11 protein-coding genes are annotated in these 16,361 nt (G+C 69.9%); 9 read left to right on the top strand and 2 right to left on the bottom strand.

Annotation, left to right across the window (positions count from 1 at the left end; translation table 11 throughout):
- Positions 1-100 precede the first annotated feature (100 nt).
- Together CMC5_RS07775 and tesB are read left to right on the top strand one after the other, a co-directional pair.
- The gene (locus CMC5_RS07775) at positions 101-1,393 is read left to right on the top strand and encodes a c-type cytochrome (RefSeq protein ID WP_050429803.1); all 1,293 of its coding nucleotides are present in this window, start codon (positions 101-103) and stop codon (positions 1,391-1,393) included.
- Between the two features lie 172 nt (positions 1,394-1,565).
- On the top strand, positions 1,566-2,438 hold the full coding sequence (gene tesB / locus CMC5_RS07770; protein ID WP_050429802.1) for an acyl-CoA thioesterase II: 873 nt from the start codon (positions 1,566-1,568) through the stop codon (positions 2,436-2,438).
- Positions 2,439-3,096: 658 nt separating this feature from the next.
- On the opposite strand, the gene CMC5_RS07760 is transcribed toward tesB, so the two are convergent.
- The gene (locus CMC5_RS07760; protein ID WP_050435770.1) at positions 3,097-4,320 is read right to left on the bottom strand and encodes a DUF1015 family protein; all 1,224 of its coding nucleotides are present in this window, start codon (positions 4,318-4,320) and stop codon (positions 3,097-3,099) included.
- A gap of 217 nt (positions 4,321-4,537) precedes the next feature.
- Between CMC5_RS07760 and CMC5_RS46415 the strand changes: the two genes are divergently transcribed.
- The 5 genes from CMC5_RS46415 to CMC5_RS07735 all read left to right on the top strand — a co-directional run bounded on the left by CMC5_RS46415 (position 4,538) and on the right by CMC5_RS07735 (position 12,456).
- Positions 4,538-5,755 (top strand): hypothetical protein, encoded by a 1,218-nt coding sequence (locus CMC5_RS46415; protein WP_050429800.1) that lies wholly within the window; start codon positions 4,538-4,540, stop codon positions 5,753-5,755.
- A 140-nt stretch (positions 5,756-5,895) separates the two neighbouring features.
- A complete protein-coding gene (locus CMC5_RS07750; protein WP_050429799.1) occupies positions 5,896-8,331 on the top strand; it encodes a hypothetical protein in 2,436 nt (811 codons plus the stop codon).
- Between the two features lie 138 nt (positions 8,332-8,469).
- Positions 8,470-10,143, top strand: a complete 1,674-nt coding sequence (locus CMC5_RS07745) for a helix-turn-helix domain-containing protein (protein WP_050429798.1) — start codon at positions 8,470-8,472, stop codon at positions 10,141-10,143.
- Positions 10,136-11,707 (top strand): glycosyltransferase family 39 protein, encoded by a 1,572-nt coding sequence (locus tag CMC5_RS07740; RefSeq protein ID WP_156338337.1) that lies wholly within the window; start codon positions 10,136-10,138, stop codon positions 11,705-11,707. Before CMC5_RS07745 ends, CMC5_RS07740 begins: the two co-directional genes overlap by 8 nt.
- On the top strand, positions 11,704-12,456 hold the full coding sequence (locus CMC5_RS07735) for a hypothetical protein (protein ID WP_050429797.1): 753 nt from the start codon (positions 11,704-11,706) through the stop codon (positions 12,454-12,456). Before CMC5_RS07740 ends, CMC5_RS07735 begins: the two co-directional genes overlap by 4 nt.
- A 53-nt stretch (positions 12,457-12,509) precedes the next feature.
- Here the strand turns inward: CMC5_RS07735 and CMC5_RS07730 are convergent, their stop codons facing one another.
- Complete coding sequence (locus CMC5_RS07730; protein WP_156338335.1) at positions 12,510-13,448, bottom strand: OmpA/MotB family protein; 939 nt, start codon at positions 13,446-13,448, stop codon at positions 12,510-12,512.
- Between the two features lie 269 nt (positions 13,449-13,717).
- Between CMC5_RS07730 and CMC5_RS07725 the strand changes: the two genes are divergently transcribed.
- Both CMC5_RS07725 and CMC5_RS07720 read left to right on the top strand, forming a co-directional pair.
- Positions 13,718-14,704, top strand: a complete 987-nt coding sequence (locus CMC5_RS07725; protein WP_050429795.1) for a LysM peptidoglycan-binding domain-containing protein — start codon at positions 13,718-13,720, stop codon at positions 14,702-14,704.
- Positions 14,705-14,709: 5 nt separating this feature from the next.
- Positions 14,710-16,179 carry a serine/threonine-protein kinase gene (locus CMC5_RS07720; RefSeq protein WP_050429794.1) on the top strand — a complete coding sequence of 490 codons (1,470 nt, stop codon included), beginning with the start codon at positions 14,710-14,712 and terminating at the stop codon, positions 16,177-16,179.
- The last annotated feature ends 182 nt before the right edge of the window (positions 16,180-16,361 follow it).

The following is a 16,361-nucleotide window of genomic DNA, read 5'->3' as shown; positions in this document are numbered from 1 at the left end:
CGAGCCGAGGCCGCTCCTCTCCCGAGTCGACCGCGCTCCCTCGCTGCACCGAGCGCTTCACGACTCACGCGCGGGCTTCACTCCCTGATAAGGTTGCGTCGTGCTCCGAAATGCATGCCTGACACGCAGACTCGCCGTCTGGACGCTGCTGGCCGTCGCTGGATGCGGCGGGGGCGAGAAGGACCCGAATACGAGCGGGAGCGTCGGACCGGAATTTCACATCGTCCACGGTGCGCCTGAGTTCAATGATGACGAGCCGGCGAGTGAAGAGCACCCGGTCGACGGCTATGCCTCGGCCATGGCGTCGAATGGCGCCCTGCTGACGGCCGGCACCACCAAGGCCGTCTATGAAATCACCACCGGAGGACCCAGCCGGCTCGCCATCGTCGGTGGTGGCCCGGGGCTACCCAGCGAGACCGGCCCGATCCGGGCAATGACTCCTTACAAGGACGGCGTCCTGGTCGCAGCCGAGCGCGGATGGTTCTTCACCGCTGGCGGCGCTCTCCAGCCCTCGGCTCCTTCCGCCGAGCTCGCCGCGCTCACCATCACCGGGATGACCACCCGCATTGCCGACGAGGACGAGAACGACGAGCCAGAAAGCCACCTCGCCATCGTCGCGACCGAAGGCGCCTACGAGCTCGGCGAAGAGGACACCGTGCGCTGGACCATCGAGGGCGAGACCGGAGCCCCCACCGCCATGCTGGCTCAGCGCCATCGCATCGTCATCGCCTATGGCCGCCGGGTGTACGAGGTCGTGAAGGCGAGCGGCAAGGCGTTCCCCCTCCAGAACGACGTCGGCCACGTGACGGCCATCGCCTGCGACAGCCTCGCGTGCGGCGATGGGTCGCTCCTCTACTTTGCCTCCGACGCAGGCCTCGTGGAGCGCGCTCCGAACGGGAGCTACACCGTCTACACCCTCGCCCCCGAGGGAGAGCCCGCCGTGCCCGTGGAGGCGTTCGCCCTCGACACCACACGGCAACGCCTCTACGCGCTCGCAGGTTCGCACGTGCTGCGCATCCGCTCGGGTGAGCGCCCGGACGCCGTGGCTCAGGCCGAGTCCCCCGGGCAGCCGCGACGCATGGCCGTCGACAAGTTCGGCGACGTCTGGACCGGAGCGCGCGTCACCTTGCGCAAGCTCGCGCTCGGCACCCCCCTGAGCTTCGCGACCGACGTGCGCCCGATCATGCACGAGTACTGCGCCGGCTGTCATGGCGACAAGGCGCAAGGGGCTCCGCCGATGGCCCTCGAGTCCTATGACGCGATGGTCGATCTCATCGATATCGTCCTCGAGCGCGTCACCAACGGCTCCATGCCACCCCCTGGCTACGAGAAGAAGCTCCCGAACGAGAAGATCCAGATCCTGGTCGACTGGGCCGTCACTCGAACACGCTGAGCGTCGGCGCCTCCTCCAGCAGGCTCAGCTCGGCGCCGAGACGCAGGATGCCGCTCTGCGGGTTCGAGGCCACACGCTCTCCCCTTGCAGCGCCAGATCAAACCTTTGCGCGCACCTCTTGCGCGACTCGTGCCGACAGCCCCTTTCACGGCCAGAGTGGTAGGCTCCCCTCGTGTCCACCGTGCTCCAGGAGCTGGTCCAGCAGCTCGCCCTCGAACGACTCGAAGAAGACCTGTTCCGTGGCCAGAGCCACGACATCGGCTCCGGCCGCGTCTTCGGCGGCCAGGTGCTCGGCCAGGCGCTCTCCGCGGCGGTGCAGACCGTCCCTGCCGAGCGCCAGGTCCACTCGCTCCACGCCTACTTCCTGCGCCCTGGCGACGTGCGCCGTCCCATCCTCTACGAGGTCGATCGCATCCGCGACGGCGCCTCGTTCACCACGCGGCGGGTCGTCGCCATCCAGGGCGGCAAGCCCATCTTCCACCTGGCCGCCTCGTTCCAGACCGTCGAGCAAGGCTTCGAGCACCAGGATCCCATGCCGGAGGTCCCCGCCCCAGAGGAGCTGCCCACGGAGCAAGAGCTGGTCAGCTCCGTGGCGAACCGGCTCCCGCGCCCGCTCCGCGAGCGCGCGCTCGCCGAGCGGCCCTTCATCCTCCGACCCCTCGACCCCGACACCGATCTCTTCCTGCCCGAGCCTCGCCCCCCGCGCCGCACGGCGTGGTTGAAGGCCGCAGCGCCGCTCCCGGACGATCCGGGCCTCCACCGCTACCTGCTCCTTTACGCTTCGGACTACGCGTTCATCACCACGGCCCTGCGCCCACACGGCGTCACCTGGCTCTCGCCGGGCATGCAGGTCGCGAGCCTCGACCACGCCATGTGGTTCCACCAGCCCTTCCGGGTCGACGAGTGGTTGCTCTACGTCATGGAGAGCCCCACCGCACACGGCGCGCGCGGCATCGTGCGCGGCCGCATCTTCTCCAGGGACGGCCGCCTCGTCGCCTCCACGGTGCAGGAGGGCCTCATCCGTCAGCACGCCCAGCAGCCCTGACGGTCCCATGACCTGCGGTGGATGCGCGTTTCTCGAGGAGCGCGATGCCATGGTGCACGGTCGAGGGGCATGAGGAACGGACCGAAGCGTTCGAGATGGCCCCATCTCTAACCCCCGCCAGGCCGTTGCTCTGAATGACCACGAGCTCGTGGTCCTCCCACCACGCCCTCATGGTCCTCCCACCACGCCCTCATGGTCCTCCCACTACGAGGTCATGGTCCCAGATCACGCCCTCGTGGTCCTCCCACCACGCCCTCATGATCCTCGACCACGAGGTCATGGTCCCAGACCACGCCCTCATGGTCCTCCCACCACGCCCTCATGATCCTCGACCACGAGGTCATGGTCCTCGACCACGAGGTCATGATCCTCGACCACGAGGTCATGGTCCCAGACCACGCCCTCATGGTCCTCCCACCACGCCCTCATGGTCCTCGACCACGAGGTCATGGTCCCAGACCACGCCCTCATGGTCATCGCACCACGCCCTCATGATCCTCGACCACGAGGTCATGGTCCCAGATCACGCCCTCATGGTCATCGCACCATGAACTCGACGACGGTGGGTTTGGGGGATGCGCGCTCCCTTCACCCCGCACGCAGCAGGGATCCGGTCTCGTGCAAGGGGCGCCCCGACCGGACGCCCCTCGCCGTCACGCTAGAAGGCGTGGACGAAGAGCCCGCTGCGGAGCTTGGGCTCGAACCACGTGCTCTTTGGCGGCATGAGCAGGCTCGCGTCGCTCACCGCGAACAGCTCCTCGATCTGCGTCGGGTACAGGTGCACGGCCAGCGACATCTCTCCGCTGTCCACCCTCCGCTGAAGCTCCTTGATCCCTCGGATGCCGCCAACGAAATCCACGTGCTTGTCCCGCCGCGGATCCTCGACGCCGAAGACGGGGCCCAGGATCTGATCCTGACAGATGGAACAGTCGAGTGACGCCACCGGATCAGCGGCGTCGTAGCTCCCGGCGCGCACCTTCGCGGCGTACCAGCGCCCACCGAGGTAGATCCCGAAGGACTTCGGCCCCGTCGGCGCCGCCGCCTCACCGCTGTCGGCCGGGGTCACGTCGAGCCGCTCCTGGAGCGCCGCGAGCAGTGCTTCGGGGCCGCGTCCCTCGCGATCACGCACCACCCGGTTGTACGGCAGGATCTGCATCTGATCGTGCGGGAACACCACGGCGAGGAAGACGTCGTGCTCTCGGCCATCGCCACGAAGCTTCCGGTGGACCCGCGCGGCCGCTGCGCTCCGGTGATGCCCATCGGCGACGTACAGCGTCGGGATCTCCAGGAAGCGCGCTTCGAGTGCCGCCGAGAGTTCGCGCCCGAGCACCCACAGGCGGTGCTCCACCCCGTCGGGCGTGGTGAAATCGTAGATGGGCATTCCCGCCACGGCTTCGGCCACGAGACGATCGATGCCCTCGTCTGCGCGGTAGGTCAGGAACACCGGCTCGTCGTGCGCCGAAAGCTCATCGATGTGGCGGGTCCGATCATCCTCTTTGTCGGGACGCGTCTTCTCGTGCTTCTTGATGATCTCGCGCTCGTACTCGTCCACAGACGCACACCCCACCACGCCGATCTGCCGGTGGTTTCCCATCTTCTGGGCATACAGGTAGAGGTGTGGCTCCGGGTCCTGCGTCAGGCTCCCGTGTGCGATGAGTTGTGTGAGGTTGTCCGCACCGCGCGCGTAGACTTCGTCAGCGTGCTCGTCGATGCCCTCCGGCAAGTCGATCTCGGGCCGCGTGACGTGGAGAAAGCTGTGCGGATTGCCCTCGGCGAGCGCGCGTGCCTCGGCCGTGTTGATCACGTCGTAAGGCGGACTCGCCACGTCCGAAGCGAGGGCTTGCGGAGGTCGATAGGCGCTGAAAGGTCGAACGATGGCCACGGCGATCGCGTAGCCGGAAACCACCGGAGCGTCGAGCACCACCCTCGACGGGGAGCATCACCCGCAAGGACGGAGAGCCGACGACCCGAGCGCGGTATCCGCCATGCACCGAGCCGCCTTTACGACGTCTGTCGGTCTCTGGTACCGCCAACCCATGAGGGAAACGGAACAGCATACACGGGCTTATCGCGTGACAGCAGCGGTATTCGCTTTGACGGTGGCCTCTTCCACCGTGAATGCCCTGGGCTGCTCGGACGATGGTGGGGGGGGCACGCAAAGCACGACGACGACCACCTCAACCACGACGGGCACGGGAGGGGGAGGCCACGGCGGCGCTGGCGACGGCGGCTCAGGAGCCACGGGCGGTGACGGTGGCGCTGGCGGACAGGGCCCCGTGAAGCCGGCCGACTGCGAGGACCTCTCGCTGACGGGCATCACCCTGGTCAGCCAGTTCCAGGCGCAGTTCGACTCCTACGACAGCGTCCCGGTGGTCCGGACGCCGACCTCCCTCGAAAACCTCTCCGGCGATCCCGCCCTCTTCGATCGGCTCCGCATCCTGTACGACGGAGACCTCGGTCTCGGCGTCCACGCCATGGATGGCGACCCGAACATGGCCATCCCGAACTTCCGGGCCACCTTCGTGCCGAACTGCTCCTCCTGCGCCGTCTTGCAGGAGGACCGTAATGAAGAAGGCCAGTACACGACGCGGTTCACGACCCGCTCGGGAGAGCTCGAGCTCACCGAGCGCGTGACCGCGCACCAGACCGTGGGCGTCGTCCGCCACCTGGAGCTGCGCGAGGTCGCCCAGGATCCGGACACCAGGCTGTACGACTTCGTCCCCGAGGGCAGGTGCCTCTGGGTCGAAGAGGCGACCTTCGACGTGCGCCTCCCCGGGGGCTGCGTGCCCTACGCCGACGGCGCCTGTCCGGCCGATCAGTTCTGCATGCCGCTCAACGCGATCGGCACCGACGGGCAGTGCGTCACGGGTGGCACCGCAGGCATCGGCGATCCTTGCACCCGGGGGAGCGACAGCTGGGACTCGGACTGCGAGCTGGGCTTGCGCTGTTTCGGCGCCGCGGGCAGCGCCACCTGCATGCAGGTCTGTGATGTGCAGTCCGATGCGCCCGACTGCCCTGCCCAGACCCTCTGCGGCGGGGGCTACAACCTCTGCCTGGATCACTCCATCCTCCAGAACAGCGGCATCGACCCTGCGCTCGCCGGTGAGGTCTGCGCCGACAACCCCTCCGCAGGCTACTGCGGCGGCGCGGGGCGACGCGGCGTCTGCTACGACGACGACGCTGACGGTCCGCTCGAGTCGATGTGCATCCCGTACACCTCTGCAGCCTCGCAGTGCGCCGCTGGCCGCACCGCGGGTTACGTCGCCTACAAGGGTGGCATCGACCTCTCCACGCACTTCTGCGTCCCCCCGCTCTGAACCCACCGCCGTCGCCTCGACCGCTTCCAGGTCTGGATCGTCCTCCACGCCGAGGGAGCGGCGAGGCCGACGCGCGCGGTGGATCCAGGGCCGAGCATGGTAGCCTCCGCCACCTCTTCCCACCTTGACTGGAGGCCCTGGTGATCCTGCGTCGACCCTCACTCATTGCAACCTGCACCCTGCTGCTCGCGGTGGCTCCGGGCTGCGGCTCGGACAACGATCCCGACCCTCCGACCACGACGACCACCACGACGAGCACCACGACGACCACGACCGATCCGCCGGACGACGAGGAGCGCACCGTGGGCGGGTCCGTCGTCGGGTTGAAGGGCACGCGCCTCGTGATCCAGAACAACGGCGGCGACGACCTGTCGTTCGACACCGACGGCCCCTTCACCTTCCCGACGCCGATCACCGCCGGCGACACCTACGACGTCACCATCGCCGCCCAGCCCGAAGGCATCAACGAGCGCTGCTGGGTGGTGCGCGGCACGGGCACCGCGGGGGAGAGCCACGTGACCGACGTCCTCGTGCGCTGTAGCGTCAACCCGGGCAGCATCGACCTCGGGAACGCCGACCGCTGCGATCCCCTCGATCCAGGCTACTGCCTGTTCCCCTTCCCCAACGATTACTTCACCGTCCCGGACCAGGACGCGGAGACGGGCCGCCGCGTCGCGCTGCGCGTCGACTCCATGCCGGTCAACGCCGCCGTGGACATCTCCGCCGTCCTCGGCCAGCCGCCGGGCACCGTCGTCACCCCGGGCAACGTCCCCATGAACCCGGCCGAGTGGAACCGCAACGACGGCTTCTCGCCCGGCCAGATGCTCCTCACGCTGGTTCCCGAGCTCGACCTGCAGCGGAGCGGGATCGGCGGGATCACCCACATGGAGCGATCCCTCGAGCCCGACGCGCCCGTCGTGGTCATCGATGCCGACACGGGCGAGAGGCACCTCGTCTGGGCCGAACTCGACGCCTACGCCACCACCGACGCGACGCGCGCACTCATCATCCGCGCCGGTACCAACTTCAAGGAAGGACACCGCTACATCGCAGCGCTGCGTGGCCTGCGCCGCGCGAACGGCGACCTCATCGAGCCCTCGCCGACCTTCGCCGTTTACCGCGACGGTGCGCCCTCCGACATCGAGCTGCTCGAGTCCCGCCGCCAGCACATGGAAGACCTCTTCAGCCGCCTCGGCACCGCAGGCATCCAGCGCGAGGGTCTCTACCTCGCCTGGGACTTCACCATCGTCAGCCGGAAAAACCTCACCGAGCGCATGCTCCACATCCGCGACGACGCCTTCGCCAAGCTGGGGCAGGCCGCGCCGGCCTTCACCGTCACCACCGTCACCCAGAACCCGGACTCGAACCGCTCACGCCGCATCCAGGGCACGTTCACCGTCCCCAACTACCTGAACCAGGCCAACGGCGTCCCCGGCGCCTCGTTCCACTATGCTCAGCCCGACGACGGTCTCCCTGACCAGTTCAACGGCAACGGGACCCTGCAGGCGAACTTCATCTGCAACATCCCTCGCTCGGCGATCGCCGACGGCAACGATCCGCTCGCCCCCGTCACGCCGGGACGCGCCGCGCTCTACGGTCACGGTCAGCAAGGCACGGCCAGCCAGGTCAACGGGGCCTCGGCCACCGGCGACATCTCGAACCTTTACAACTACGTCTTCTGCGCCACCGACTTCATCGGCATGGCCAGCAGCGACGGGCTCAACATCGCCAACCTGGTCACCGACTTCACGCGGATGAACACCCTCGCGGACCGGCTGCAGCAGGGGCTACTCAACAACCTCTTCCTCGCCCGGCTTCTGATCCATCCGATGGGCTTCGGGTCGCACGCGGCCTTCCAGAACGGCGCGGAGAACACCTCCGTCATCGATACGAGCGACGTCTTCTATTACGGCATCAGCCAGGGCGGCATCCTCGGCGCGGCGCTCGTCGCCGTCGCACAGGACATCACCCGCGGCGTGCTCGGCGTGCCCGGCATCAACTACAGCGTCCTGCTCGACCGGGCCATCGGCTTCGATCAGCTCCGGCCGCTCATGAACGCCGCTTATGGCAACGAGCTCGACCGTCGCTTCATCTTCTCCTCGATGCAGATGCTCTGGGATCGCGGGGAGGGCAACGGCTACGCCGCGCACCTCACCGACGACCCGCTGCCGAACACCCCGCCGCACAAGGTCCTGATGCACGTCGCCTTCGGCGATCACCAGGTCACCCACTGGTCGGCCGACATCCAGGCCCGCACCATGGGTGCGCGCATCCACATGCCGGCCATCGCGCCCGGGCGGTCCGAGGACGCCACGCCGTACTTCGGCATCCAGCCCATCGACGGCTATCCCTTCCAGGGCTCGGCGATGTTCGTGTGGGACACGGGCCCGTTCAATGCCGGCACCAACACCGGCACGCCGCCTCCGCCCACCACCAACCAGCCCCCCCGCGTCGGCGTGGATCCGCACAACCACCCGCGCTTCCAGGCCGGTGCGCGCGAGCAGATCGACCAGTTCCTCCGCACGAACGGCGTGGTGATCAACCCCTGCGGCAACGCACCCTGCTTCGCCGAGTGAGGGTGTTCGCGCAGCGCGGGGCTCGCCTCGGGCCTCCGCATGCGCGACGCGCCCTCACCACGCAGCCCTCACGCCTCCTGCACTGACGGGTCAACTGCGACTTGACCCACGCGCACCAAGAAACCACGGTGACGCGCCTTGTCGTCCCCGTTCGATCCCCTCCGCCCGCCCGTCCCTCCGACGCTCCCGCCGCCCCCAGGCGAAGAGGACGACGAGCTGACGCTGCCCGGAAACTACGAGTTCCAGGGAGAACTCCCCGCCTTCAGCGCCCCCCGCACCCGCCGCGTCATCGCCGTCGGCGGTGGCCGAGGTGGCGTGGGCAAGACCACGCTCACCGTCAACCTCGCCGTGTACTTCGCCCAGCTCGGGCGCGAGGTCGTGGTCATCGACACCGACCCGTTCAGCACCGGCCTGCACGGCGCCCTCGGCCTGGAGTCGCCGCCGCTCGTGAGCCGCACCGACGTCGAGGAGGGCCGCGCCGAGCCCGTCGCGACCACCGTCCCCGGGCTCCGGCTCGTGCCCACGGCCTTCGACGCCCTCAGCGCCACGCCCGTCCGACCGAGCCGCGCCGCGTACTGGATGAAGCTCATCCAGGAACTGAACGTGGACTACGTGCTGATCAACCTCGGCCCGTCGATGAGCTCCTCCACCATCGACCTCTACCTCTGGGCCGACGTGGGCATCTCGGTGACCATGCCCGAGCCGCTCGCCGTCGAGCACACCTACCGCTTCTACCGCGCGCTCTACCAGCGCACGCTCCGCCGCGCGCTCATGAAGGAGCGCTTCAAGCTGCGCCTCGTCGAGAAGGTCGCCTCGTCTCTCCCCCCGCTCTCCACACCGAAGGACTTCATCGCCGAGGTGAAGCGCTTCGACGAGAACGTCGCCGCGCTCGCCACCGCGCAGCTCCCCCGCATCAACCCGCGCCTCGTGGTCAGCCAGACCCGCGTCCGCGCCGACCTCGAGCTCGGCCAGGCGATGAGCAACGTCTCCGAACGCTTCCTCGGCATCTCGATGGACTACCTCGGTCACGTCGAGCACGACGACTCCGTGTGGTTGACCATCCGCCACCGCCAGCCCCTCCTCGTCGAGAGCCCCACCTCGCGCGCCGCACGCAACGTCGAGCGTGTGGCCCGGCGCATCCTCGCGCTGCTCGCCGCGCGCGACAGCCGCCCTGCCGACAACCAGGAGCGCGCCATCGTCAACGTCCGGCCGCCCATGCCCCCTACCCTCTATGACGCGCTCGGCGTCGCCCGCACCGCCGCCGACGACGAGATCCGGCGCGCCTACAAGCGCCAGCGCGACATCTTCCGCGAAGGCAGCCTCCCGGTCGCCACCGTGCTGCGCAAGGAGACGCTGACCCGCGAGCAGTCCCGCATCGAGGAGGCGCACGACACCCTGCTCGATCCGGTGCGCCGCCGTGCGTACGACCTCTCCACCTACTCGGACGATCCCCGCCGCGTCGGCCAGAGCCGCGTGGAGAGCGCCGCCGCCGCCGCCGAGCTGGCCATGCTCCAGGCCGAGCTGTCCCGCGAGATCAACCCCGAGACGCAGTTCGACGGCGCCTTGCTCCGCAAGGTGCGCGAGTCGCAGGGCATCGAGCTGAGCGACGTCGCGCAGCGCACGAAGATCTCCATCACCCACCTGAGCGCCCTCGAAAACGAGGCGGTCGGCGATCTCCCCGCCACCGTGTACGTGCAGGGCTTCGTGCGTGAGATCGCCAAGTACCTCAAGCTCGATCCCACCCAGGTCTCGAAGACGTACATGCGCCGCCTGCGCGAGCTTTCCGCTGGCACCCGCTCGAAGAATGGCTGAGCACGCCCCCGGGTCGACCCCACACGAGCGCGACCTCGCGTTCTCGGCAGCGGCGTTCGTGCTCGCCCTCGCCCCGCGCCTCTACGCTGCCATCGCCTGGGCGCGCGAGCCGGTCTGGGACGGCCACTACTACGACTTCGGCGCGCGTCGCATCGCCAGAGGCCTCGGCTACTCCGACGACATCATCGTCAACGGGCAGGCCATCTGGCACCCCTGGTGCCACTACCCCGTCGGCTACAGCGGCTTCCTCGGCATCATCTACCGCATCTTCGGCGACGGCCCGCACGTCGGCCCGATCGCAGGCGCCATCGTCGGCGCCCTGCTCGTCGTCATCGTCCACCGCCTCGCGCGCCTCGCCACCACGCCCCGACGCGCCCGCCTCGCCACCGTCCTCGCGGCGCTGTCGCCTGGCCTCGTCCTGTACGCCTCGGTCTTGATGACGGAGCCGCTCGCCGCCCTCGGGTTGCTGCTCACCGGCTGGCTCTTCGCGCGCGACGTCACCGCCCCTCCTGCCGACGTGAGCGCCGGGCGCTGGACGGCGCGCCTGCGCGACCTCCTCCGTCGTCCGAGCCCCGTGCGCGGCGCCCTCCTCGCGGGCATCGCCCTCGGCCTGACCACCCTCGTCCGGCCGCAGACCTTGCTCTGCGCACCCGCGCTCGTCCTGATCGCCCTCGCCCGGAGCCCCGCCGCCCTCTCTCGTGCCGCGGCCTTCACGCGCGCTGGCCTCGCCTCCGCCCTGACCCTCGCCGTCGCCTTGCTCGTCATCACCCCGTGGACCGTGCGCAACTGCCGGGTCATGGACGGCTGCGCCCTCGTCTCCACGAACGGCGGCTGGAACCTCGCGATCGGCGCGTTCCCCCGCGCCACCGGCCGCTTCGAGACCCTGCGCGGCACCGACGGCTGCCCCGTCGTGACCGGCCAGGTCGACCAGGACCGCTGCTGGATGCACGCTGGCCTCCACTGGATAAAGGAGGATCCGATCCGGTGGCTGGGGCTCATGCCGACCAAGCTCGCGTACACCTTCGACCACGAATCCTTTCCTGTCGGCTACCTCGGCGAGGCGAACCCCCCGGCGTGGCCCGAGGAACGCAAGGCCCACTGGCGCGGCGTCCTCACGACCACCCACCGGGCCCTGCTCGTGGTCGCCGCCCTCGGCGTCGTGGCGCGACCTCGCTGGCCGGGCCGGGCCGCGCCCACCCGGGCGTTCGTCGGGTTCGCCGCGCAGATCGCCGCCTTGCTGCTCGTCCTCGGCCTCGGCCTCCACGGGGCGCTCGCCGACGAGCACCCCTTCTGGCCGCTGGCCGTGGCCATCCCCCTTCTCGCCTTGATCCCCACCCCTGGCCGTCCTCGCAACGGTGGCGTGGTTGGCTACCTCGCCTTCGCTGTCGCATCGGTCGCGCTCACACACGCAGTGTTCTTCGGCGAGGATCGGTATCATCTGGTCGTGACCCCCGCCCTCTGCATCCTGGCCGCCTGTGCGCTCCGCTCCAGCGAGGAACGCTCCCCGCTCGAACGCACGCCGCGCGCGCCGCGCACCGCGCGCGGACTGGAGGACGCGGCATGAGCAACTCGCCGCCGCCGCGAGGAGGCCCGCGCCCCACACGACGACCCTCTGCCGACCATTCTCTCGGAGGCACCACGCCACCGCCCGACGGTGGCCGCCCCTCCAACCCCACCCTCTACCCGCACGCCGATGGCAACCGCCTCTCGGGCAGCACCCTCATCCCCCCCGCCGACGGCAGCCGCCCTGGCGCGGGTCCCAGCCGGCGTCCTCCTTCCGATCGTCCCTCCGGCACCACCACGCCGCCACCGCCGCGCGCGTACACCCTGCCTCCCAGCGCCTACACCACGCCGCCACCGCGCTCGTCGGAGATCCCTGCGTTCGAGCTGGAGCGCAACGACTACCTCGTCGTCCGCTACGCCGAGCAGCACCGGCTGATGCTCATCACCCGGACGAGCAGGGACTACGACACGCTCGACGATCTGCGCCGCACCTTCGAGCGCGTCCTCCAGACCCTCCAGGGCATCCCCCGCGGCCGCACGTCGCTGCTCATCGACTCACGGCGGGCGCCCCCGCGGAACGACCCGGAGTTCGAGGTCGCGTTCGCCCCGCTCCGGAAGGCCACGATGAGCCACTTCGGCCAGAACGCGCTGCTCATGCAGAGCGCGGTGGGCGTGCTTCAGGTGCAGCGCCATGCGCGCAACGACGGCATCGTCGCCGGCGCGTTCATCAGCGCCTTCGATGCGCTGCTCTACCTCGGCCTGAACCCGGACGAGCGCTTGCTCCAGTTTCTCGCTCCGGCCGAGCCCTGAGCGTCCCCCCAGCGCCGCTCCTTCGCGTTCGACGACGACTTCGCCTTCGGCTGCTACTTTGCCTTCGGCTCGGGGGCCTTCACCATCTCGGCCAGGTCGGGCACCAGCACGATCTCGATCCGCCGGTTCTTCGCCCGGTTCTCGGCCGTGTCGTTGCTCGTCACCGGCGAGAACTCCCCGTAGCCCGCGGCCGACAGCGTCGCCGCCTTCATCCCGCTCTCGACGAGCAGCTTCACCACCTCGACCGCGCGCGCCGTGGACAGCTCCCAGTTCGAGGCGAAGCGCGCCCCTTGCATCTTCACGTTGTCCGTGTGGCCTGCCACCTGGAAGCGACGCCCGCCCATGGTGCTCAGCACCCGCGCCACCTCGACCAGCGCCGCCTTGCCCGCCGGCTTCAGCTCCGTCTTCGCCGAGTCGAACAGCACATCGTTGGACAGCTCGATGATCATCCGGCCGTCGCGGTTCGTGACCCGGAGCTGCCCGGCGTCCACCATCCGCTTCAGCCGCGCCTCCAGCTCGCGGAACTCCGCCGCGCGCGCGTCCGCTGCCGCCTGCTGCCGGGCCAGCTCCTCGAGCTTCCCGCGCGTCTCGGCCAGCGCCGCGGCGAGCGTCCCCCGCTCCCCGGCCAGCTCCTGCACGTTCTTGCCCGCCTTGCGCAGCCGCTCGCTCATCTCGGCGTTGAGCAGCGCTGCCTCGTCCAGCCGGCGGAGGAGATCGGCCTGCACCGTCGCCCCCTCTTGCAGCCGCACCTCCCGCGCCCGCAGCTCCTCATCCCGCGCTTTCAGCTCCTCGTCCCGCGCCTGGAGGTCGGCCGCGGCGCGCGCGAGCTGCGCTTTCTGCCCCTCGATCTCCGTCCCGCGCTGCCGGCTCTCCGTCTGGACGCGCTGGAACTCCTCCATCGCCTTGTCGTAGCGCTCGGCGCTCACGCAACCGGTGGCCAGGAGACCCAGCAAGGGGAGGATGACGGAAACGCGGCGGAGGCAGCTCTTCATGGGGTCTCGCCGACCATGCCATGGATCGCGCCCGGGGGTGGAATTCGACGGTGTCCTTGCCGCCTCGTGCCCACCAGCCGCGCGTGGCCGCGCGTGGCCGTCCGCGGCTGCGCTCGGGATCGTCGCGGTGATCTCCATGACGCACGCCATCCGAGCAGCATGACGCGCGCCGATCGAGCGCCATGTCCTTCCCGCACGCAGCGAGGCCCACCTCGTCCGCTCCGTGCGCCCCCGTTCCCTCCTGCACGGAGCCTGTTAGCCTTGCGGCCGTGAGTCTCCGGAGATCCTGGATCGCCGCCTTCTCTTTGCTGAGCGCAGCCCTGGCTTCGAGCGACGCGGCCGTCGCCTTCCCGCACGTGGTGCGCAGCGGCGAGACCCTCGCCCAGATCGCCGAGCGGGTGTACGGGCGGGTCCAGATGGAACAGGTCCTGGTCGCCGCCAACGGCCTGGATACGGGCAGCGGCGTCCCCATCACCCCGGGCCTGCGCCTGGAGATCCCCGCGGTCGGTCACCGCCGCGTCCGTGGCGGCGAGACCTGGGCGTCCCTCGCCGAGGAGCTGCTCGGCGCCGCCGATCGCAGCGACGTCCTCGCCCTCTCGAACGACTCCATGCCCTGGATCGAGCCCGCCGACGGCCAGGAGATCCTGGTGCCGTACAACCTCCGGTACGTCGTCGGCCAGACGGACACGCTCCTCTCGGTCGCGTACAGGTTCCTGGGCGAACGGGACAAGGCGTGGATGCTCGACAAGTACAACCACCTGAAGCAGAAGCCGCTGCGCCGAGGCACGGTGATCCTGGTCCCCATCACCCAGCTGCCGCTCACCGCCGCCGGCCGTGAGGAAGCGAGCAGCTCGGGCGCCCTGGTGCGGTCGGAGGGCGCAGGCCAGGTGCGCGAAGCGCAGCGGAGGGCCGACGCCGAGATCCCGCTGCTGGTCTCCGACGTGCGCAACGGCCGGTACATCGACGCCGTGGTGCGCGGCAACAAGGTGCTCGGCTTCGGTGAACTGGCGACGCAACAGATCGCCACGGTGCAGCGCCAGCTCGTCGAGGCCTACGTCGCGCTCGATGCTGGCGGCCTTGCGGAGACGGCATGCGGCGCGTGGCGCAAGGCCGACCCCAGGGCCATCCTCGACCCCGTGGAGATCAGCCCGAAGATCCTCCGGGTCTGCACGACACCCGGCGCGATGCCGCCGCCGGACCCCGAGGTGGACGCCTCGCTCGACGCGGGAGCGCCACCGCCGGACGGTGGCCGGTGAGCCCGATGGCCGACGGCATCGAGCCGCGCCGCAGCCGGCTCGCGCCAGGACAGCGGATCGCGGATCGCTACCGGATCGACGCCGTGCTGGGCGAGGGCGCCTCCGGGATCGTCTACCTCGCGAGCGCGGAGCCCCCGCTCAGCGCCGGGGACCGCGACACGCGCGAGGACGTCGTGCCGCCGTTCTCTCCTGACGACGAGAGCGACACCGACGGCGAGGCGCTCACCGTGCGCGCGAGCGGGGACGGCGCCGCGACGCTGCGCACGCGCGACAGCGACGTCGCGCGCAGCAGCGGCAGCGGCAGCGGCAGCGGCAGTGGCAGCGGCAGTGGCACCGACGGCCAGGTCGTCGCCGAGCGCGTGGCGCTCAAGATCATCCACCGTCACCTCTGCGGCAACCGGCAGGTCCACAAGCGCTTCCACCGCGAAGCCACCATCCTGAAGCGCCTGGACGGCCCGCACCTCGTCCGCCTGCTCGACTTCGTGGAGCACGACGGCCTGCTGATGATCGCGCTGGAGCACGTCGAGGGCCCCTCCCTGGAGGCGCTGCTCTCGCGTGAGGGGCCGCTCGACCCGACGCGCGCAGTGGAGCTCGCACTCCAGATCTGCGCCGCCCTCGCCTCCGCGCACGCCTCTGGCGTCATCCATCGGGATCTCAAGCCGGGCAACGTGCTGCTCAAGCCCCCCGCGGACGGCGATCCCGCCGCTCCGCCGCAGGTGAAGGTGGTGGACTTCGGTCTGGCCAAGGTGATGCAGGGCGAGCAGATGACCACCGGCCTCACCGAGCAGGACATGATCTTCGGCACGCCCGAGTACATGGCGCCCGAGCAGGTCCGCGGCGACGAGGTCGATCTGCGCTGCGACGTCTATGCGCTCGGCTGCATCCTCTACGAGATGACGGTGGGCCGGCCGCCTTTCCCGCGCCGTACGGCCATCGCCGCCATGACGGCGCACCTCGGCGACGAGGTCCCCCCGCCCCGCTCGGCGCGCGCCGACGGCGCCATCTCGTCCGTCCTCGAAGCGGTGATCCTGCGCGCCCTCGCCAAGCGCCCCGAGGACCGTTATCCGAGCGCGCAGGCGTTCGGGGAGGCGCTCGCGGCCTGCCACAGCGCAAACCGTGTGGTGGCGACCCCTGGCCTTTCGACCGTCAACGACATGCGCCGCAGCGCGCTCGAACACTCGGTGACCATCAACGACATGCGGCGCAGCGCGCTCGAACACTCGGCCACCGTGCCGGGCGAGGCTCCCTCCGGCTCGACGCTCCTCTCCGCTGGCTCCCCCGCGAACTTCTCCGAGACGTTGCCCGTCGACTCCGCACCGCCTGGCGGCAAGCCCGCGCCCCGGCCCCTTCCCGTCGTGAGCGTGGCTCCCACCGTTTCGAAGCGTCGCCTCAGCGACACGACGCTGTGGCTGCTGATCGCCGTCGTGTTCGCCGCGCTCGGCATCGCCATCGGGACGCTGGTGGGGAGGCTCTGAGCCGCGCCCCAGCTCGTCGCGCGCAACGCTTCGGCTCCCCTCGACCCCCACCGAGCGCCTCTCCTCCAGGTCGTCGCGTTCTCTTCGAGGAAGCCAGCGTGCTCCAGGCGGAGATCACCGCATCACCTCTAGGACGACGATGACGTCCTCCATGACATCGCCATCGTCCCCCAGGACGTCAC

This window comes from Chondromyces crocatus (assembly GCF_001189295.1).
Classification (GTDB): Bacteria; Myxococcota_A; Polyangia; order Polyangiales; family Polyangiaceae; genus Chondromyces; species Chondromyces crocatus.
Note: the sequence above shows the minus strand (reverse complement) of the source record. Positions and strands in the feature narration are given on the sequence as shown.

Bases quoted from the DNA above. Each gene is read 5' to 3' on its own strand.
- CMC5_RS07740 (WP_156338337.1), top strand. From the start codon at position 10,136: ATGGCTGAGCACGCCCCCGGGTCGACCCCACACGAGCGCGACCTCGCG.
- CMC5_RS07735 (WP_050429797.1), top strand. From the start codon at position 11,704: ATGAGCAACTCGCCGCCGCCGCGAGGAGGCCCGCGCCCCACACGACGA.
- CMC5_RS07730 (WP_156338335.1), bottom strand. From the start codon at position 13,448: ATGAAGAGCTGCCTCCGCCGCGTTTCCGTCATCCTCCCCTTGCTGGGT.
- CMC5_RS07720 (WP_050429794.1), top strand. From the start codon at position 14,710: ATGGCCGACGGCATCGAGCCGCGCCGCAGCCGGCTCGCGCCAGGACAG.